The sequence below is a fragment of the Lysinibacillus sp. NPDC097231 genome (genome assembly GCF_044761885.1).
In the GTDB taxonomy this organism is placed as follows: domain Bacteria; phylum Bacillota; class Bacilli; order Bacillales_A; family Planococcaceae; genus Lysinibacillus.
The window spans coordinates 81,298-102,765 of the sequence record NZ_JBIWDH010000014.1; the positions used below are offsets into that span (position 1 = coordinate 81,298).

Sequence of the window (21,468 nt, forward strand, 5' to 3'; positions counted from 1 at the left end):
TGTCGCTTCGCTTTCGCACAGATAAAAACATTTGTTGTTGCTGTCGCTTCGCTTTCGCACAGATAAAAACATTTGTTGTTGCTGTCGCTTCGCTTTCGCACAGATAAAAACATTTGTTGCTGTCGCTCCGCTTTCGCACAGATAAAAACATTTGTTGTTGCTGCCGCTACGTTGCACTACGCTTTCGTACATACAAAACCTCGTTGCTGTCGCTTCTCTCTATTTTAAGTAGGTACCTATTAGATGAAGATAAAGAAAAAAAGAAATGAATGTGAAACGAATTACGGTAATCGTAATCAAGTCCAAATTTCGAATTAAAGTAAGCCCAATTCGTAATTTAGACTTCTGCTAGGAAACTAGCATCCATTTCACATTCATTTTTCTATGTATAGTTAAGAAATAAATTCCCGCTATGCGAAACTAAATTTGCCAGAGGTTTATCTTCATCCAAATATTCCCTAACTACTGATCACTTTTTCATTTAGTTGAATGAAGATAATTCCTCCTTTTTAGTTGCCAGTACTTGATTTGGAGTCATCGCCAATGTAATAGACGCTAGTTACCTTCCAGCCCCCATCCTCTTTGACGAATACTGTAACTTGTTGTCCTGCACTTTCATGCTTCACATTTGTTTTAGTTTGCACTAAATGTAATGCCATATTTGAATGGACCTGCGCTTCATTTGCGCTATATTTTATAATTGTAGTATCATTTGCATCTCGTTTAACGTCTGACTGATCAAATACTTCTGTCGTGTATTTTTTTTCTTCTTCATAATTGAAACCTTTTGGATTCTTCGAGATTGTTTCCATATAACGATCAATTTCTTTTGCATTAAAAGCTGCAATATACTCATCAAAAGCCGCTAATATTGCTTTTTCATCTTCACTTGGAACATTGGAAGCTTTTTCTATATTACCACCCATCATTTCAAAGCCTACTGTCCCATCCTCTATCACTTTTGCACTATCTTCTGCACTCATCTCTTCATTTTTATTACTACAGGCAGTCAATATTAATAAGGTAAAAACTGCTAGAAAACTTTTCTTTAACATCAAAAAACCTCCCGCGCATATTGTAGCATATAAATCCCGATGTAGGAATTTTGTTGTGCATTTTCAACATTTAGGCGCTACATCTTCCTTATGACGCCCATGACTTTAAAATGTTTCACAATTTTTGCGATCACTATGATTAAATTATGACACTTCGTATAGAGATTTTCGTAATTGCGTCCACATTAAAAGCATTTGCTAAATGAAGATAAAAAAACTGCTTTAAAAACTACTAAATAGAAGTAGCTTTTAAAGACAGCTTTTCATTTCTTACTATGGAATTATCGTACTTCCACCCAGCCATTTTTGATGGCTGTTACAACAGCTTGTGTACGGTCGTTTACATTCATTTTTTGTAAAATGCTTGAAACATGGTTTTTAACTGTTTTCTCAGAGATAAACAGTGTCTCACCAATTGTACGGTTAGATTGACCATCTGTTAATAATTGTAATACTTCACATTCACGTTTTGTTAGTAAATGGAATGGGCGACGAATTTCTGTTTGATGGAAGTTACCTTTATTTTCATGTTCAGAAAGACGGCGGAATTCTGCAACTAAATTTTTAGTTACTTTTGGATGTAAATAAGATCCACCATTTGCAACTACTTTAATGGCTTCGACGATTTCGTCAGCATCCATCTCTTTTAGCATATAACCAAGTGCACCTGATTTAAGTGCGTGTGTTACATATGTTTCATCATCATGAATAGATAGCATAATAACTTTTGCATCTGGGAAATCGTTTATTAACTCAGCCGTAGCCTCTACTCCATTTTTACCCGGCATATTAATATCCATTAGTACAACATCTGGTTGGTTTTCAGCATATAAGGAAACCACATCTGTACCATCATCACCTTCTGCTACTACATCAAACGTATCTTCGAAATCTAAAATACGTTTTACTCCTTCGCGGAATAGCTGGTGATCGTCTACAATAATAATCTTCGTCATTTGTCTTTACCCCCTAAATTTCTACACCAATTACTTTTACTCGACCTCTAACGGAATTTTAAATAGGACCGTCGTGCCGCGATTTATTTCACTTTTAATTGAGATAGTACCATCTAATATATCGATACGTTCTCGCATTCCTAAAATCCCAAATGAATGGTCTTTAACAACTTGCACATCGAACCCTATGCCATCATCCTTTACGACAATATTTACGGCATTGTTCAGCCATTCAAGCTTTACCCAAATATCCTTACATTTCCCGTGTTTCATGGCATTCGTTACACATTCCTGCACTAAACGGAAAATAGATACTTCATAGTTTGAAGGTATACGTTTTTCGGTGCTTCTCGATTGGAAATGAATTTCAACACCAGGATTATATTCAGTCACAGTTGATAAATATTTTTTTAATGTCGGAACAATTCCCAAATCGTCTAATGCCATTGGTCTTAAGTCATAGATAATACGCCGCACCTCAGATAATGCATCTCGTACCGTTTTCTTCAAATCAGCAATCTCTGTCAAAGCATATTCAATACCTTTTTCCCGGTACGTTCTTTCGATCAAATCTGTGCGCATCAAAACATTTGCCAGCATTTGAGCAGGTCCATCATGAATTTCCCTCGATAAACGTTTACGCTCTTCTTCTTGTGCCGCGATAATACGTATACCAAAATCTTGCTTCATTTTGGCTTGTTCAAGCGCTAGTCCAACATTTTTTAAATCTGATGTTAAGTAATTCAAAACGACATTAACTTGATTGACAATATGATCAGCACGTTCAATCGTATCGAGTAAGCCTCTTAATCTTCTCTCTAGATCATCTCTTTTATCGCGTAGCTGCTTTTCTTGTGTTTTAATAACGGAGAGCTTCACTTGAAAATCATGCGCAGTTTCATATGCATCTCTAACTTGTTCTTCGGTATAATTATCAAAAGCTTTACTCACTAACACAAGTCTTTGCTTTGCAAGTTGTGTACTTTTTTCTAAAGCATCGCCTTCATCAATGACAATTGAAATTTGTTTTCTAACAATTTCTAGCTCTTTTTGCATATCTTCAAAGCTTCTTCGGCTTTGTTCACTTATAATAAAGATATCATCTTTTGAGCTCATGATTGTTTCTAACATTCGATTAAATACGTCATCAAGCGACTTTAAATCGAAGGTATCATTTGAAAACATAGTGTACTCCCCAGTCTAATGTCTTATGATTACTTACTATTTTAGAAGACCAATTTCATATATTCTACAGTCTACACCTATTATAGCATCACAATGATAAAATTTAATGCTTTTTCTTTATGAAAATTACAGAATAGAACCCTACATTAAAGGAGAATGTCACACATGAGAGAAAACTATTTAACAGTAAAAGGATATGGAGAAAGCGAAATTGTTATTTCAAAATCTCGCTTCCTTACTTATATAGAACGTGCAGAAACGGAAGAGGATGCAATTTCTTTTATAGAACGCATAAAAAAAATGCATCATAGTGCTACACATAATTGTTCAGCCTATATTATTGGCGAACATGACCATATTCAAAAAGCAAATGATGACGGGGAACCTAGTGGCACAGCTGGCGTCCCTATGTTAGAGGTCTTAAAAAAGCAAGGCTTAAAGGATACGGTCGTGGTTGTCACACGTTACTTCGGTGGCATTAAGCTTGGCGGTGGCGGTCTTATTCGTGCTTATGGTAAAGCGACAACAGAAGGCTTACTCGCTGCACAAGTAGTTGAACGCAAGCTACACCATTTCATGAAAATTGCCATTGATTATACATGGCTTGGTAAAGTAGAAAATGAAATTCGTAGTTCTTCGTATACATTAGAAGAAATTCATTACTTAGAAGGCGTAGACATCATAGTATCTGTGCCGAAAGAAGAAGAACAACAGTTTCGCAACTGGGTTACAGAAATGACAAATGGGCAAACAAACATTACTTTTGAGGAAGCGCAATTTATTGAATTTATTGTAAAATAAATAGTTTTAATTGTCGAAACTTAAGAAGCATAGTATAATTTTAATGTTAACCTAGTTTATCAAATTGCCTAGTAAGATACTTACATTTGAATAAAATATAGTAATTGAATTAGTATCCCCATAACTTAGAGGAGAATTTAAATGAAAAATAGAGCTATTAAAAAGAACAAAAAGAGGTCTTCTAAAGCTTCCTTAATAATAAAAGTTTCTCTACTTCTCGTTGCTAGTTTAGCAATTTGTGTAACTGCTTATGCTGTTTATCTATCTAAACAAGCGGAACATGCAGTAAACTCAGCACATGAAGACTTAGAAGGACGAGAAATTTCTACGCTTCGCGAAGAAAAAGTAGAGCCAGTACACGATAATGTATCAATTTTATTTGTCGGTATTGATGATGGTGATAAGCGTGGGCAAGGTGCGGATCATTCTCGTTCCGATGCGCTTGTTTTAGCTACATTAAATAATAAAACGCATACAATTAAAATGTTAAGCATTCCTCGTGATTCATACGTTTATATTCCTAAAGTAGGATATAAAGATAAAATTACCCATGCCCATGCTTACGGTGGCACACTGGCAACAATCGATACTGTTGAAGAGTTATTAGATATCCCAATCGACTATTATGTACGTATGAATTTCAATGCTTTTATTGACGTGGTTGATGCATTAGGTGGCATTGAAGCTGAAGTACCTTATGCGTTACATGAATTAGACGAATTCGACAAGTATACAATCAACCTACAGCCAGGTCTACAGCAGTTAAACGGTAGCCAAGCACTTGCACTCGCAAGAACACGTAAACAAGATAGTGATATTGAGCGTGGTAAGCGTCAACAAGAAATTCTTTCTGCTATTATCAAAAAAGTTGCTTCTGTTGACTCAATAACAAAATACGATGATGTTATTAAGGCAATTGGTGATAACATGAAGACTAATATGACATTTACTGAAATGAAATCCTTCTTGTCCTATTTATCAAAGGGTGCACCACGTATTGACACTTTAAATTTAGATGGCGTTGATGATACGTCTACTGGCGTATATTATTACCAATTAAATCAAGATTCTGTTAACGAAGTGAAAGAAACAATGAAAAATCATCTTGGCTTAAATAAGGCTTCAACAAGCCTCACAAATAACAATACTGACACAAACAGCGCTGCAAGCGAAGAAACTTCGGCGAATGAATCATCCCAATAAATCTAAAAGCCTTTCCACTTTCAATTCGTGGAAAGGCTTTTTATTTGAGATTCTATTGAAGGCTACTCCAACGTTTCGACGACTATCACCCTTAGGAACGCTTAATTCATCATTATTATGGTTCTTATCCGGCGCTTTCTCTTCTTTCCATCGCTTTGTCTCTTCTATCCGTCTCTTTTCTCCTTTTATCCTTCACTTTACCTGCTCTATCCTTCGCTTCGCCTGTTCTATCCACCGCTTCCTCTTCTATCCGTCGCTTTACCTGCTCTATCCTTCGCTGCTCTCCTTTTATCCTTCACTTTACCTGCTCTATCCTTCACTTTGCCTGTTCTATCTGTCGCTTTCTCCTCTATCCGTCGCTTCTCCCCTTTTATCCTTTACTTTGCCTGCTCTATCCTTCTCTTTGCCTCTTCTATCCGCCGATCTCTCTTCTATCTGTCGCTTTTCCCCTTTTATCCTTCACTTTACCTACTCTATCCGTCTCTTCTCCCCTTTTATCCTTCACTTTGCCTGTTCCATCCTTCTCTTTTCCTGTTCTATCCGCCGCTTTCTCTTCTATCCGTCGCTTCCTGCTCTATCCATCACTTCTCCCCTTATATCCTTCACTTTATCCGCTCTATCCGTCGCTTTGCCTGCTCTTTCCTTCACTTTTCCTGTACCGTCCGTCTTTCTCTTCTACCCATCAATTCAACAATTCTAAAAAAAACATAAAAAAAGCAATCACACAAAATGTATGATTGCCTTTATATTTTATTTACTGAATATCCGTACAAAATTCAATAATGGCTTATAGTTTTTACCAGCGAGTCCGATGATTTCAACACAAATCTCAATGGCTGTTAAAATAACTGCAACGAGTAAAATTGCGCCCCATAGTTTTGCCATAGAGAAGATAATTGCGGCTAAACCAAACATCATTGCAATCCCATAAATAAGGAGCACTGTTTGACGATGTGTAAAGCCCATATCCAATAGACGGTGATGTAAGTGTGATTTATCGGGATCGGACCATTTTTGCTTCATGCGCAAACGACGTACAATCGCAAAGAATGTGTCTGATATTGGGACACCCAACATAATAACAGGGATAATTAATGATACGAATGTAACATTTTTAAAACCAAGTAACGCGAGCACCGATATCATAAATCCAAGGAATAATGCTCCTGTATCCCCCATGAAAATTTTCGCAGGGTGGAAATTATAAAATAGGAAGCCAATTGATGCTACTGCCAAAATAGCCGAAACTGCTAATACAAAAACATTCCCCATAATAAATGCCATGACACTTAGGGTAATTAGTGCAATCGTTGAGACACCAGCAGCTAGACCATCTAGGCCATCAATTAAATTAATGGCATTGGTAATGCCAACAATCCAAAGAATCGTTAACGGGATACTAAGTAACCCAAAATCTAGTGCACCAAAAAACGGTAAATTAACTGTATCAATTTGAATACCGCCTACAAAAACAACGATAAGTGCTGCTATTAGTTGTCCTAGCATTTTTGCCTTCGCAGAAATTTCACGCATATCATCGACAACACCTGTTACAACGATGATACAAGCTCCGATGATTATTGCCAATAAATAATCGCTGCTACCATTTTTAGCATGTATCAAATATGGATATAAAATCGCTACACCTATTATAAAAGCAAGGAAAATTGCTAATCCGCCAAGTCTTGGCATAATTCGTGCATGAACTTTTCGATAGTTTGGTGCGTCAACTGCACCTATTCTAAACGCTAATCGTTTCACTAATGGAGTTAACAATATGGAAGCAACAAATGCTGCTATTAAAGACACGTAAAGAAGCATGTCTATCCTCCTCAAAAAATAATCTACATTGGAATCCAAATTGATTATAGCACGAACAAGCATTTAAATATACTTTTTCTAAACAATTCCCACCATTTCACAAATATTTCGCACCTTTTCATATCTATCGAATGCTATATGGTCAAATGTAGTCACCATTCGTAAAATTTGATAGAATAATGTAGTGTCTAGCATTTAGACAACTTTAAAGGAGCGTATATTTCATGTTCTCAATTTTCAAAAGTAATAAAGAGCAAACAAGTGCTCGTCAATTGAAGCGCTACTATAAAATAGTAGAACAAATTAATAATCTTGAAGAAAAATATGTCAACAAGTCAGATGCAGAATTACAAGAAATGACTTTTATTTTCAAAGATCGTTTACAACAAGGTGAACCTATTACATCCATTATTCCAGACGCATTTGCTGTTGTACGCGAAGCCTCAAAACGTGTATTAGGAATGCGACATTTTGATGTACAGCTTATAGGTGGTCTTGTATTAACTGAAGGCAACATTGCTGAAATGCCTACAGGTGAAGGTAAAACACTTGTCGCTTCCCTTCCCTCCTATGTACGTGCATTAGAAGGCAAAGGTGTTCATGTCATTACTGTCAATGATTACCTAGCAAAGCGTGACTTTGAGCTCGTTGGCCAGATTCACCGCTTCCTTGGCCTAACAGTTGGTTTAAATTTACCAATGATGGAGGCCGATGAAAAAAAGGAAGCCTATAATGCGGATATTACATATGGTGTTGGTACTGAATTTGGTTTCGATTACTTGCGTGATAATATGGCATATAGCTTAGCTGATAAAGTACAGCGTCCTTATCACTTCGCTATTATTGATGAAGTAGATAGTGTACTTATCGATGAGGCAAAAACACCACTTATTATCGCTGGTAAAATGCCATCTAACGCTGAATTACATCGCATTGCATCTATGTTAGCAAAACGTTTCAAAGTAGATGAAGATTATGATTTCGATGATGAAACGAAAGCTACTTCCCTAACAGATAAAGGTATTGAAAAAGTTGAGGCGGCCTTCAATGTAGATAATCTGTATGACTTAGAACACCAATCACTTTTCCATTATGTTATCCAAGCAGTTCGTGCACATGTCATGTTTAAACGTGATGTTGATTACATTGTTAAAGATGACAAAATTGAGCTTGTCGATATGTTTACTGGTCGTATTTTAGAAGGTCGTTCGCTATCTGATGGCTTACACCAAGCAATTGAAGCAAAAGAAGGCATAACGATCACTGACGAAAATAAATCACAGGCACAAATTACGATACAAAACTATTTCCGTATGTATCCGAAGCTTTCTGGAATGACAGGTACCGCGAAAACACAGGAAAAAGAAATTCGCGAAGTGTACGGCATGGAAGTAATTCAAATTCCAACAAACCGACCACGTCAACGTATCGATCAGCCTGATATTATTTTTGAAAAGCAAGAAGCTAAATACAAGTATGTGGCAGCAGAAGCAAAACGACGTCACGAAAAGGGACAACCCGTCTTAATCGGTACAACGTCTATATTGCAATCAGAAACAGTTGCCGAATACTTAAAAAAAGAAGGCTTAACATTCCAATTACTAAATGCTAAGACAGTTGAGCAAGAGGTTGAACTTATTTCGCAAGCTGGTCAAAAAGGTCGTATTACTGTAGCAACAAATATGGCTGGGCGTGGAACAGATATCATGTTAGGCGAAGATGTTCACGAACTTGGTGGTTTATATGTTCTTGGTACAGAAAAGCATGAAAGCAGACGTGTAGATAATCAGCTTCGTGGTCGTTCAGGACGTCAAGGTGACGTAGGCGAAAGCCGTTTCATACTCTCTATTGAAGATGATATGTTCCGCCGTTACGCAAAAGAAGAAGTTGAGAAATTCTCATCAAAAATGATGGTTGACGAAAATGGAATTATTCAAAATAAAGATGTACAAGAGCTGATTAACCGTACACAGCGTATTGTTGAAGGTTCCCAATACGGCATGCGTGAATACAACTTAAAATTAGACGATGTCATCAATGACCAACGTACAGTTATTTACGGTCTACGTGATAAAATTTTAGCTCGTGAAGACTTAATGGGCGAGTTAAAGAAAATGCTTCGTGAAACAGTTGAGTTTGCTATTCTTGATGCTGCACCAGAAGATGTTTCTTCCATAGAGTGGAATTACGATCACATGGAAAGTTCACTTAACTCGCTTTTCATTACGCCCGTCACAATTGATCGAGAAGTGGGCAAAGTAAAACAAATTTTAGCTGACGTTCAGCCTTCTGAGCAAGAGCTACTTGATCATTTAGAGAAATTTGCTGAAAATGAACAAGTATTAGCGGTTCTTCCACAAATCATGCTTAGTTACATTGATAGTGGCTGGATAAAAAATTTGGAGGCAATGGCACATTTAAAAGAAGGTATTGGTTTACGCCATTACCAGCAAGAAGATCCAATGCGAATTTACCAACGTGAGGGACTTGAATTATTCGGTAGAAATTTCCAGGAATTACGTCGTTCTATTATTATTGACATTACAGGCTACTTGAAAACAATTTAGGCATAACAGGAGGAACATTTATGAGCTTATTTTCATTCTTTAAAAAATCGGACAAAATCGTTCAAGAAAACACAATTGACTCAAAAGATTTACTAGGAAATGCTACAACGAATACAGGCGATAATCGTGATGTTGAGACGAAGCTTTCATTCCATCCAAATTGGGATGTACCACAGGAGCAAAAATACATTTTCAACTTCCTTGCGAATGAGCTAGAGCCATTGAAACCAAATCAATTATCTCTTTCTTCTATTAGTATTGAAGAAGACGAGCGCTCTGGTAAATGGCTTGTTCGTGCATTCTTCCGCTCATCCTTATCACAAGCGATTGAGTTAGGTGAAATCGAACTTTTCATCATGGATAAAAACGATGAGCTTGTTGCATCTAAAAAATTCGATTTTAAAGCACTTGGCACAATCCCAGCAGAAAGCGCTCGCCCATGGGTGTTTGAGTTCGAAAAAACTACACTCAAAGTAGATAAAGTTCCTGAAGATGGATGGAAAATTGCCTTCAATCTTGTTTCCCTTCGTGGTCATCAATTAGAATTAGATCCATCATGGGAAAAACAATTACCAGCAGCTCAAAAAGAAGAGCTAGCCAAAATCGTCAATACTTTACCAAAATTAGGTGAAACTGAAGTAAACTTCACTGGCTTACAAGCAAAAATGGCTGATAATGGCAACCTAAGTGTATCGATCTTTATCCGTAATGGACATAATAAAGCTATCAATCTAGAACAATTACCACTAGAAATTATTGATGCAACGGGTAAACAAATTGCTAAAGGTTCATTTAAAATGGATCCTGTACTAACTGTGCAACCAAACTCAACAAAGCCTTGGACATTTATTTTCCCAGCAGAGCTTGTTGATGCAAAAGACGCAGATCTTTCTCGTTGGACAGCACGCGTTACACAATAATATGGAAATCCCTTCTTTTTAGAAAGAAGGGATTTTTTAAATGAAAGAAGCGATTTCTGCATTAGCAAAAATCGCTTCTTGTTATTTCACATTATCAAAACGTTTATAAGCTACTATTCTTGTGGACCAGTAAGAGTAAGTAACGTCAGAAATTTCAACACCATCTGTTCCAGCATGGACAAATTTATTGTTACCAAGATAAATACCCATATGGGATATTCCATCTTTATACGTATTCTCGAAAAATACTAAATCCCCCGCTACCGGATTTTTAACTTGTGTTGTATTTCCATTAAAATATCCTTCACTACTGTCTCTTCCAATTTTTAAACCACTCTGATTAAAGGTATAGAAAATTAAGCCACTACAATCAAGTCCTTCAGGTGTGTTGCCTCCATAAAGATAAGGTGTTCCTACCAATGAATTCGCTAGGTCTACTGTATTTTTGTATACAGCTTGTCCATTAGCTGTAGGATCATTTGTCGTTACTTTTGATGATGTTCCCGCATCTGAAGTCCCGTTATTATGTATTTTTTCACCCTCGGGTATTGTAGCTACTGGAGATACTTTTAACACTTGTCCAATATAAATAGTGTCTGTCTTTAGTCCATTCCAATCCTTAATTTCATTTAGTGTCACATTATATTGCTTTGCAATTTTTGATAATGTGTCACCCTTCGCCACTGTATAGGCACTATTTGTTGGTTTTACAGTTGTTGATGGGTTCGAAGGTTTTGTTACTTCATTAGTAGATTGCTTTGAAATCTCAAGCTTTTGGGCTACATAAATCGTGTCTTGTGATAGATTATTCCACTTTTTTATGTCTTCTACTGTTACTTGATGGTTTTGGGCGATTTTAGATAAGGTATCTCCTTTTTGTACTGTATAGGCTGCTGCTTCTGCGGTTTGTATTGCGAAAAATGAAGTTGCAATAGTACTTAAAGCGAGAAATCTCCATTTTTTTGTCTTTTGCATACCCAATTGCCTCCGTTCATGTTAAAATATTTCCTTGTGTGTCTATCATACTAGAAAATTAACTATTCAAAAATCGGAAAAACCGACTATTTTTCAAACATTTCATCAATCCTATAAAATACGACGGAATCCGACTATCTTACGATAATATTTGAATTGCCAGATTACTATCCATATGATAACATACACTTCTGTATTTAAAATTTTTAGAAAGTTTTATCTTTTCAATCTTAAAGGAGTTTATTGTTTATGAATAACATCTTGTCTTTTATAAAAGGTAATTTAGCAGTAGGTTTACTTCTATTTGCCTTGTTCTTAGGTGCGGGAAATATTATCTTTCCACCTTTATTAGGTCAACAAGCTGGTGAACATATTACTGTCGCAATGATAGGTTTCTTGATAACAGGTGTCGGTTTACCACTACTAGCAATCGTTGCAGTTGCGAAAGCAGGAGGCGACTTACAACTACTTGCTAATCGTGTAAGTCCAGCTTTTGGTGTGATATTTACGTCCATCGTTTATTTAGCAATTGGTCCTTTCTTTGCAGTACCACGAACTGGCTCTGTATCCTACGAAATCGGGATTGCACCGTTCCTACCAGAAGCTGCAGCCGATCATTGGGCACCACTTTTCATAACGTCTATCTTGTTCTTTGCGTTTATACTCTACTTATCTCTTAATCCAACAAAATTAGTCGATCGAGTAGGAAAAATTTTAACCCCTGCACTTTTAGTCGTTATTTTATTATTAGCTGTTAAAAGCTTTATCTCTCCAATGGGTGAACCAGGAACAGCTATAGGAAACTATAAGGTAACACCTTTTGCTGAGGGCTTTGTGCAAGGTTACTTAACAATGGATGTCCTAAGTGCACTTGTGTTCGGGATTGTCATTTTGCAGGCATTACGTGATATGGGGATGAAGGATACAAAGAAGCAAGTCAATACGACGATATTTGCGGGCGTTGTTGCAGCTCTTGGTTTATCATTTGTCTATATCTCACTTAGCCATATCGGTAATACAAGTATTGATGCAATAGGTACTTCTATTAATGGCGGAGATATTATTGCAAAATCAGCAAAGGTTCTATTTGGTGATCTAGGGAGTATTATTTTATCTATTACAATTTTACTAGCTTGTATATCGACGGCTGTAGGTTTATTAACTGCCAATGCGCAATTTTTCAATAAGTTATTTCCGAAAATCTCTTATAAAACATTTTTAATTGTGTTCACTATTTTTAGTGCTGCCATTACAAATGTTGGTCTTTCTACAATCGTCAATGCGTCACTACCAGTCTTATTAATCATCTATCCGCTAGCGATGGTGTTAATGGTTCTGTCGCTAGCCGACAACTTCTATAAAGGTGGACAAATTGTTTACATTTTAGCATTAATTCCAACATTCTTTGTTAGTCTATATGGTGGTTTAAAGCAAATGGAAATTAACATTGCACCCTATGAAAGTATTTTAAAAGCCTTGCCATTATATGAGCAAAATCTTGGATGGCTTATACCTGCAATTGTTGGGGCATCTATCGGCTTTATCATTCATAAACTGATAAAGTGAAACTTCAATCAGTGGAGATCCATCCCACTGATTGTTAGTCTTCACCAATCGGGCTTTTACGGGCAGTTGTTTGCTTTACTTTCATCTAAAAGTCTTGTATTCATGCTTCACTTTCAGTACAGATAAAATTGCTGCCTGATTATGCGGGATGAAAAAATAATAGAATTGACTTTCCACTATCACTCCGTAATTTTTAATGATAAGAATCCGCTTCCTTTTCACGAATAAGTCTCAAGCTTCTCTTTAACCTTCTGCGTTTCTATAGAACTTGAATGATTACTTTTTTGTGAAAGGCAAGCAGATTCTTTTTATTTCATTTAATACCTCCATGCTATTCGCGCTCATTGGAAATTCATGTATAATATAAGTAGTTACTCAATATGTAAAACGTATCCATATGTGAAATTGTTTCTGTAAAAACCTACTATATTTCCTAGGGATCTACTCGCTAGTAAAAATTTCACTTTACAAAACTCCCTATCTTGAGTATCTAGAAAAGAGGTGTCCTATGAAAAAATTAATGTGGTCATTGGTTTTTGTTCTAAGTTTCTTCGTCTTTCCACTGACAAACACTTACGCTGCCAGTAATGATCAACTTCTTGTGAAAGAAATTAAGGAAATTGTTAAAGAAACCTATGTTGGGACAATCGATGGTGATTTAGCAAAGGCAAAATCAATTCCAGAAATCATTGATATGTTAGATCCTTATTCTACATATTTTACGAAGCAAGAATTTGAAAATTATATGAATAGTATTAACCTATCGACTATAGGGATTGGCGTGGTCATTGAAGAACATGAAGATGGCATTCATATTTTGCAAGTATTTGAAAGTAGTGGTGCCTTTGATGCTGGAGTAGTTGCCGGAGACATTATTATTGCAGTTAATGGGCAAACCATCGTAGGGCGCTCTTCACAGGAAGCTTCTTCCCTATTAATTGGTGATGAAGGTACTCAAGTTACCGTTACATTCCAACATAAAAATGGCACAACTTCTACCAAAACCATTACGCGCAAAAAATTCACCTTACCGAATGTACAATCTGAATTACTCTTTGGGAATGTAGGTTATATTTCGATGTCATCCTTCTCAGAAGATGGTGCGCAACTTGTGAAGAAAGGGCTTATTGAATTAAAACAACGTGGCGCTACTTCATTTATTTTTGATTTACAGAATAATGGTGGCGGTTATGTCGCAACAATGGAGGAACTTGTGGGTTTTTTCCCAAAAACTAAAATCGCCTATTTACTAGAAGAAGCGCATGCCTCCTATAAAATACCTGTATCTCCTCAAGATGTAAAATTCCCATTGGATACACGTATTCTTGTCAATCGATATAGTGCAAGTGCATCTGAAATGTTATCTGCCTCTCTTCAGGATCAGCACTCTGCTATCATATATGGTGAAACAACATATGGTAAGGGTGCCATGCAAGGCTTTTATGAATTACATGATGGAAGCTACTTAAAGCTAACTGTCGGTAAATTTACAGGTCCTTCTGGTCATACAATTAATGAAGTAGGTGTGAAACCGAATATTGCAACAAAAACAGCACCTATTTTTCAAGCTCATTATGATGCACTAAAAGCACAATATACAAATTATAAAGAGCTTACAAGTTTGAAAAATGTTGCGGATACTAAAAAATTAACAGTGAATCTTCCTCTAGCATACTCATCACTAATATCTGAGGATAAAATTAAGCTAATTGCTTTAGGGGAAAATGAAGTGCCTATTACTGCTAAATTAGATGGTCGTTCATTAATTGTAACTCCATCAAAACCTTTATCTCCAGGGCAAGAATATATGCTCCTTGCCCAACCTAAGACACAAAAAGCTAATAAAGGTATTTATCTGCATATCACAATGAAAAAATAATAAAATCCCTCTCACTAATTTCTCTATTAGTGAGAAGGATTTTTTTGTTTTCTGATATAAAGTCCCAACCTAAAATAATAATCTTATTTTCATTAGCTACGCATATAAGGCATAGTTTCTTCATTTGCATATTCTTGGTTCCTTTGATAAACAATCTGTGTTCCTACTAAATCACCAGTAACGTTGACAACGGTATTACCCATATCCACTATTGGAGAAACAGCCGCAATGATAGGAATTAATAAAACGAAAAATCCCACGCAATTTATTTTTGTTTCATAGTTTTCTTTTACCCCTAAAAAAAATGTGCCTCTTGAATCAAAAGGCACATTTCCTATATTTATTGACGCGCACTTTTCCCTAATGTTAACACAAAAATTCCTGTAAAAATAAATGCAACACCAAGCCATGATGTCCATGCTAAATATTCTCCAAGGAAAAAGGCTCCAAGTAATGCTGCTGTTAAAGGTTCTGCTAAACTTAGCGTTACAGCTGCTGAGGATGATACATCTCGCAGTCCTCCTAAAAACAGCACATATGCTAAACTTGTTGCCATTAATCCCATATAAAACATCGCCCAGATATTGACGGATGTGCCCATCCAGCTAAATCCGCCTTGCCATGCGAACGGTACTAACAATACGGAACATAACGAAAATGTCATGGCTACTGCAGGCAATGTCGCCGCTTTTTTTGTTAAGTGCTTGCTAACATTTGTATACAATGCAAACATACAGCCACCGCTGAGCGCAAGCAAAATGCCAAAGCCATTTACCGTTGTTTCACCGCCAACTGCAAACAATAAAATACATCCAAGAATGGCAAATGACGTGGAAATCATCCAAGTTTTTGCTGGCTTCACCTTCCAAAGGAGCCATTCCAGGATGCCCGCAAATACAGGGGCACTCCCAATCGTAGCAACAGTGCCGATAGCGACGCCTGTGTAACGGATCGATGAGAAAAAGAAGCCTTGAAAAAGTGCGATGAAAATAGCAGCTAGTATATTCCATTTCCATGGCCATGATTGCCAATGTATCATGCGAGCGGATAACGCAACGATTAGCAATGTGCCTCCACCAATCGCAGAACGAATGCAGGCAACGGCAACAGGAGAAATATCTCCCTGTAAAAATGTTTGTGTCGTACCAGTAGTTCCCCAAAGAACGGCAGAAAGTAAAATGATGCTATATGGTAAAATCCTCATGAAAGTCCTCCGTATATTATTTAAGTTCATGAAAGCACTTAACGGAGAGAAGTCACCACTTTTCCTCCACTAAGAGCAGAAAAGTGGTGATGGTACATCATTTTCAAATAATGGTGTCCAAAGCATATTTATTCACCTCAATCAACGAAAATAATTTAAACGATAGAACAGCTACTATCTTTCTTCTTTCAGAATTTTTTCCATGCTCTCAAATTCATCTTCAATATCTTGATTTCGTTTATATGTCACAAGACTTACAACAACTGCCACAAGTAAACATACGATAAAACCAGGTACAATTTCATATAATGTAGAAGTTAATACTTCTATCTTACCCCAAATAAATGCAGTCACCGCACCTGTTATCATCCCACTAATAGCACCATAGTTTGTTAACTTTCTCCAATATAATGATAATAAAATAATTGGACCGAATGCTGCACCGAAGCCTGCCCATGCAAAGCTTACTAAGTTTAAAACAGAGTTATCTGGATTCCAAGCTAAAATCCCTGCAACAATTGATACAACTAACACAGCCATACGCCCAACAAACACATAATGCTTATCACTTGCTGTTTTATTGAATAAAGCTTTGTAAATATCCTCTACAAGTGCCGAAGATGTTACGATTAATTGTGAAGAAATCGTACTCATAACAGCTGCTAAAATAGCAGCCAACATAATGCCCGCAATAAATGGATGGAATAAAATTTGTCCCATTACAATAAATACTGTTTCAGCATCTTTCAGCTCTCCACCATTTTGTTGGAAATAAGCTATACCAACTAAAGCTGTTGCAAGAGCACCTAATAAACTCAAGATCATCCAGCCTATACCAATACGTCTTGCCTGCTTTGTCTCTTTTACAGAGCTAATCGCCATAAAGCGAACGATAATGTGTGGTTGTCCAAAATAGCCTAAGCCCCATGCTACTGAAGAAATAAGAGCTGCAGCCGTAAGTGTTGACGGTAGTAAGTTTAAGTGTTCAGGATCAACGGCTTTGATCGAATCAATAGTATCTCCTAGTCCACCTGTTAAGAACAATCCAAATAAAGGTACAGCAATCAATGCTACAAACATTGTTAAACCTTGGATAAAGTCTGTATAACTAACAGCTAAAAACCCACCAAATAATGTATATGCTACAACTACACCTGATACAATTAATAAACCTGTATGATAATCATATCCAAATGAGCTATCGAAAAACTTACCGCCAGCTACCATACCTGACGATACATAAAACGTAAAGAATACTAAAATAATAATACCTGATGCAATTCTGATCAGCTTTGTATGATCACGCAAACGATTATCCAAGTAACTAGGAATCGTAATAGAATCGTTAGAAACTTGTGTGTATACACGTAATCTTGGTGCTACTAATAACCAGTTTAAATAAGCGCCTATTGTTAAACCGACGGCAATCCATGCCTCCACAATCCCCGATAAATAAATGGCACCTGGTAAGCCCATTAATAACCAACCTGACATATCTGCAGCACCTGCACTAAGTGCTGTTACAGCAGGTCCTAATGAACGCCCACCTAACATATAATCCGTCAAATTAGACGTTTTCATAAATGAATACCATCCAATTGCTAACATCACTACCATATAAATTACAATCGCAAGTAATTGATACATATTTTCTGACATATTTTTCCACCCCTATTTAGTCCTGTTTAGTTATTATTGATAGATAATGGCTCTTCATCATAACTTGTGGTGATGAACCTCGATAATTTAAAAAATCCTCCTTCGTCAAAATAATAAATCTATAAATTCTAAAATAAATCATAATTATCTTTTTGAAAAGTTTCATTTTTTTATCAATTGAAATTTTTCATGTTTTTATAGCTTAAGAAGTCAATAAACACAATGTCTCAAGCTCTATAAGATACTCCTTTAAAAATTTTTTGAAAAAATCTTATTGTTTTACTTTTCAAAAAAAGTGTTATAATCGCCAAGAAATTAAAATTTTTCTTTTCAGGGGGCATTTTCATGGCATTACGTGATTTTTTTATCGCACTTTCAGAAAATCAATTATTAAATAGCACCGCGCAAAAATACGGTTTACGCATGGGTGCACAAAGCGTTGTAGCAGGAACAACCATCCCAGAGGTTGTGCAAACAATTAAAGAATTAAACCGTGCAAATATTTCTTGTACTGTCGATAACCTTGGCGAGTTCGTCTTTGAGAAATCCGCAGCAACAGCAGCAAAAAACAATATTTTAGCAGTAATTCAAGCAATTCATGATGAGCAATTAGATGCCCATATTTCCCTTAAGCCTTCACAGCTAGGTCAAGATATTGATATCGACTTCTGCTATGAAAACTTAAAAGAAGTTGTGGCACTTGCACATCAATACAATATTTTCGTGAACTTTGATATGGAAAACTATGGTCGTTTACATAGCTCATTTGATTTACTAGATAAGCTACACAAAGAGTACGATAATGTTGGAACGGTTATTCAAGCGTACTTCTTCGAGTCAGACGAAAACATTGAAAAGTACAAAGATTTCCGTCTCCGTATTGTAAAAGGTGCATACAAAGAGGCTGAAGAGGTAGCTTATCAATCAAAAGTTGATATCGACCACAATTACTTGAAGCTAATTGAATATCATTTATTGCACGGGAAATTTACATCAATCGCAACACATGACCATAATGTTATCAACCATGTAAAACAATTTGTAAAACAGCATAATATCCCAAATGATAAATTTGAATTCCAAATGCTCTATGGTTTCCGTAAAGATATGCAATTAGACCTTGCACGCGAAGGCTATAACTTCTGTACATATTTACCGTTTGGTAATGATTGGTACGGATACTTTATGCGTCGTCTAGCAGAGCGTCCTCAAAATTTAGCGCTTGTGACAAAACAAGTGTTTAATAAGAAAACAAACACAGCGATTGGTTTAGGTGTGGCAGCGTTTGCTCTTGGCCGTCTATCTAAAAAATCTAAATAATAATAAAAAGCGAAAACATCGTTAATCAATGTTTTCGCTTTTTTTATTGAGCTTATAGTTTTTTACACGATATTGTAAGCTTTGTCGTCGTATCCCCAATGCGGCAGCAGTTTTTGAAATATTCCCTTGATGAAAATCTAGTGCCTTGGAAATATAATATTCCTCAACCTCTTTCATGTAGACATCGAGCGGTCTAATATCATTTGGATTTTTAATAATAAATAGATCTACCGTATCCTCTGCTCTATTATCATAGGAATGCTGGATTTTCCATTTAAAATGGGCTGGTAACATATGAATATCGATTACCGTTTCATTTGTCAGTAGCGAAGAAATCTCATCTAGCAACACTTCTAATTCCTTTAAATTTCCAGGCCAGTCATACTTAAAAAAGATTTCCTTTACTTCATCCGACAAGCCTTGAATCGACGAGCCAAATGTATCGCGATGTCGCTTGAAATAGTCGTCGACAAATGGCATAATATCTTCTTTTCGTTCCCGTAATGGCGGCACATAAATCGTAATGCCTGAAAATAGGCGATATAATTTTTTCGATAGCTGTTGTTCTTGAATTAAATCAATTGGGTCTTTGCCCACACTCGCGATTAGCATATGTTGATGATTTGGATAATTGTTGAAAAGTTCTACAATTTGCTCCTGAGCCTCCATCGATAAATATTCGATACGCTCAGCAAAAAAAGTGATTTTCTCCTTTTCAACAATGTATTTTTCAAATTGCTTTAATACCGTTTCTTCATCTCGCCGACAAATTAAAGCAATGAACATGTCATTTTTCACCTTTAAATCATGATGAATTCCCTCAGCAACCATATCGATTCCAGTACCCGATTCTCCAATTAAAACGACAGGCATTCGACTTAAAGCCACGATTTTCGCTTTTTCAATGACATCCTTCACGACTGCTGAAACAGCTGTGATAATATCAAATGTCAGCGGTGCACCATATCTTCTTAATGGCTGGTACATCATGTATTCAAGCTGTGTAATATCTCGTGCAAACTCCACAGCTCCTACTAAAACACCTTCATAGTGCAACGGATAAATATTGCTTATGTAGGTCACTTCTTGATTTTTTTTATTCCAATATGTTTTTTTAACATTGAGCACTGGCGTTTCAGAACTTAAGACCTTATAAATATCACTTTTTTCGATTTCGAAATCAATAATCTCTAAGGCGCGCCTCTCCTCAAACTCATCTTCATTAACGCCTTCTAATTCTCGCATCTTTTTATTGTATATGAGCAACTTGCCTTCCGTATCGACAACGCAAATCCCCATATCACCTTTTTCAATGACGTATTTATAAATACTTAGTAGTACATTATTATCCATCTTGTCCTCCTGTATTCCCTTAAGCTTATTCTAACACCAATACGAAAAACAGATGCAAAAATTAAAAAAATTTAAAAATTTAAGTTGAATAATGCCAAATAATATTGCATTATATAATTATCACAATCTTATAAGGTGCATAATCATTTGGCACTCTTTATCCATGGGAGGAAACTGACATGATTCCATACAAACACGAACCATTCACAGATTTTTCGCAAGAGGCTAACTACAACGCATATGTAGAAGCTTTAAATAAAGTTGAGAGTTATTTAGGTCAAGATTACCCACTGATTATCGGTGGTGAGCGCATTACAACAGAAGATAAAATTGTTTCTTATAACCCTGCAAAGAAAACAGAAGTTATTGGTCGCGTTTCAAAAGCAAGCAAAGACTTAGCTGAAAAAGCGATGCAAGCAGCAGATGAAACATTTAAAACTTGGAAAAAAGTAGATCCAGCTATTCGTGCGGACGTACTATTCAAAGCAGCAGCGATTATTCGCCGTCGTAAACATGAATTCTCTGCACTTTTAACAAAAGAAGCAGGTAAACCATGGGCTGAAGCGGATGCAGATACAGCAGAAGCCATCGATTTCTTAGAGTACTATGGTCGTCAAATGCTACGCATTAAAGACGGTCAACCAGTAGAAAGCCGTCCGAGTGAATACAACCGTTACGACTATATTCCATTAGGTATCGGTATCGTAATCTCTCCTTGGAACTTCCCGTTCGCTATCATGGCAGGGACAACAGTGGCAGCATTAGTAACTGGTAACACAGTATTGTTAAAACCAGCTTCAACAACACCAGTTGTGGCTTATAAATTTATCGAAGTATTAGAGCAAGCCGGTCTTCCAGCAGGTGCGGTAAACTTTGTACCTGGTTCTGGTGCGGAAGTTGGAGACTACTTAGTAGACCATCCAAAAACACGCTTCATCAGCTTCACTGGTTCACGTGATGTAGGTTTACGTATTAACCAACGTGCATCTGTCTTAAACGAAGGT

18 protein-coding genes are annotated in these 21,468 nt (G+C 36.6%); 8 read left to right on the forward strand and 10 right to left on the reverse strand.

The features are described 5' to 3' along the window. The 4 genes from ACIQXF_RS10635 to ACIQXF_RS10650 all read right to left on the reverse strand — a co-directional run. Window positions 1–192, reverse strand: a 192-nt coding sequence (locus tag ACIQXF_RS10635; RefSeq protein WP_402782622.1) for a hypothetical protein, incomplete at its 3' end; no start/stop codon positions are given. 317 nt (window positions 193–509) lie between these two features. After that, window positions 510–1,055 (reverse strand): nuclear transport factor 2 family protein, encoded by a 546-nt coding sequence (locus tag ACIQXF_RS10640; protein ID WP_402782624.1) that lies wholly within the window; start codon window positions 1,053–1,055, stop codon window positions 510–512. 281 nt (window positions 1,056–1,336) lie between these two features. Further along, window positions 1,337–2,011, reverse strand: coding sequence for a response regulator transcription factor (locus ACIQXF_RS10645; protein ID WP_402782626.1), 675 nt, complete (start codon window positions 2,009–2,011; stop codon window positions 1,337–1,339). 36 nt (window positions 2,012–2,047) lie between these two features. Beyond that, window positions 2,048–3,196: a sensor histidine kinase gene (locus ACIQXF_RS10650; RefSeq protein ID WP_402782628.1), complete on the reverse strand. Its 1,149-nt coding sequence runs from the start codon at window positions 3,194–3,196 to the stop codon at window positions 2,048–2,050. A gap of 165 nt (window positions 3,197–3,361) precedes the next feature. Here ACIQXF_RS10650 and ACIQXF_RS10655 point away from each other — a divergent pair, with 165 nt between their 5' ends. Together ACIQXF_RS10655 and ACIQXF_RS10660 are read left to right on the forward strand one after the other, a co-directional pair. Further along, the gene (locus ACIQXF_RS10655; RefSeq protein ID WP_402782630.1) at window positions 3,362–3,997 is read left to right on the forward strand and encodes a YigZ family protein; all 636 of its coding nucleotides are present in this window, start codon (window positions 3,362–3,364) and stop codon (window positions 3,995–3,997) included. A gap of 141 nt (window positions 3,998–4,138) precedes the next feature. Beyond that, window positions 4,139–5,200: an LCP family protein gene (locus tag ACIQXF_RS10660; RefSeq protein WP_402782632.1), complete on the forward strand. Its 1,062-nt coding sequence runs from the start codon at window positions 4,139–4,141 to the stop codon at window positions 5,198–5,200. A 750-nt stretch (window positions 5,201–5,950) separates the two neighbouring features. Here the strand turns inward: ACIQXF_RS10660 and ACIQXF_RS10665 are convergent. Next, window positions 5,951–7,021, reverse strand: coding sequence for a glycosyltransferase family 4 protein (locus ACIQXF_RS10665; protein ID WP_402782634.1), 1,071 nt, complete (start codon window positions 7,019–7,021; stop codon window positions 5,951–5,953). Window positions 7,022–7,245: 224 nt separating this feature from the next. Between ACIQXF_RS10665 and secA2 the strand changes: the two genes are divergently transcribed. Both secA2 and ACIQXF_RS10675 read left to right on the forward strand, forming a co-directional pair. Further along, entirely contained in the window at window positions 7,246–9,588 is a 2,343-nt protein-coding gene (secA2, locus tag ACIQXF_RS10670; protein WP_402782636.1) for an accessory Sec system translocase SecA2, read from the forward strand. 20 nt (window positions 9,589–9,608) lie between these two features. Further along, a complete protein-coding gene (locus tag ACIQXF_RS10675; RefSeq protein ID WP_402782638.1) occupies window positions 9,609–10,508 on the forward strand; it encodes an accessory Sec system S-layer assembly protein in 900 nt (299 codons plus the stop codon). Between the two features lie 81 nt (window positions 10,509–10,589). On the opposite strand, the gene ACIQXF_RS10680 is transcribed toward ACIQXF_RS10675, so the two are convergent. Then, window positions 10,590–11,483, reverse strand: a complete 894-nt coding sequence (locus ACIQXF_RS10680) for a C40 family peptidase (RefSeq protein WP_402782640.1) — start codon at window positions 11,481–11,483, stop codon at window positions 10,590–10,592. A 249-nt stretch (window positions 11,484–11,732) separates the two neighbouring features. Between ACIQXF_RS10680 and brnQ the strand changes: the two genes are divergently transcribed. Together brnQ and ACIQXF_RS10690 are read left to right on the forward strand one after the other, a co-directional pair. Next, window positions 11,733–13,049 carry a branched-chain amino acid transport system II carrier protein gene (gene brnQ / locus ACIQXF_RS10685; RefSeq protein WP_402782642.1) on the forward strand — a complete coding sequence of 439 codons (1,317 nt, stop codon included), beginning with the start codon at window positions 11,733–11,735 and terminating at the stop codon, window positions 13,047–13,049. 508 nt (window positions 13,050–13,557) lie between these two features. Continuing rightward, complete coding sequence (locus tag ACIQXF_RS10690; RefSeq protein WP_402782644.1) at window positions 13,558–14,928, forward strand: S41 family peptidase; 1,371 nt, start codon at window positions 13,558–13,560, stop codon at window positions 14,926–14,928. Window positions 14,929–15,020: 92 nt separating this feature from the next. On the opposite strand, the gene ACIQXF_RS10695 is transcribed toward ACIQXF_RS10690, so the two are convergent. The 3 genes from ACIQXF_RS10695 to putP form a co-directional block, all read right to left on the reverse strand. After that, window positions 15,021–15,188 carry a cation:dicarboxylate symporter family transporter gene (locus tag ACIQXF_RS10695; RefSeq protein ID WP_402782646.1) on the reverse strand — a complete coding sequence of 56 codons (168 nt, stop codon included), beginning with the start codon at window positions 15,186–15,188 and terminating at the stop codon, window positions 15,021–15,023. Window positions 15,189–15,268: 80 nt separating this feature from the next. Next, window positions 15,269–16,132, reverse strand: a complete 864-nt coding sequence (locus tag ACIQXF_RS10700) for an EamA family transporter (protein WP_402782648.1) — start codon at window positions 16,130–16,132, stop codon at window positions 15,269–15,271. Window positions 16,133–16,306: 174 nt separating this feature from the next. Beyond that, window positions 16,307–17,791 (reverse strand): sodium/proline symporter PutP, encoded by a 1,485-nt coding sequence (gene putP / locus ACIQXF_RS10705; RefSeq protein ID WP_402782650.1) that lies wholly within the window; start codon window positions 17,789–17,791, stop codon window positions 16,307–16,309. Window positions 17,792–18,136: 345 nt separating this feature from the next. Between putP and ACIQXF_RS10710 the strand changes: the two genes are divergently transcribed. Next, on the forward strand, window positions 18,137–19,111 hold the full coding sequence (locus ACIQXF_RS10710; protein WP_402782652.1) for a proline dehydrogenase family protein: 975 nt from the start codon (window positions 18,137–18,139) through the stop codon (window positions 19,109–19,111). Between the two features lie 21 nt (window positions 19,112–19,132). Here the strand turns inward: ACIQXF_RS10710 and ACIQXF_RS10715 are convergent, their stop codons facing one another. Beyond that, on the reverse strand, window positions 19,133–20,464 hold the full coding sequence (locus ACIQXF_RS10715; protein ID WP_402782654.1) for an AAA-type ATPase lid domain-containing protein: 1,332 nt from the start codon (window positions 20,462–20,464) through the stop codon (window positions 19,133–19,135). Between the two features lie 179 nt (window positions 20,465–20,643). On the opposite strand from ACIQXF_RS10715, the gene ACIQXF_RS10720 reads away from it, so the two are divergent. Further along, on the forward strand, window positions 20,644–21,468 hold an 825-nt coding region (locus ACIQXF_RS10720), incomplete at its 3' end, for an aldehyde dehydrogenase family protein (RefSeq protein ID WP_402782656.1).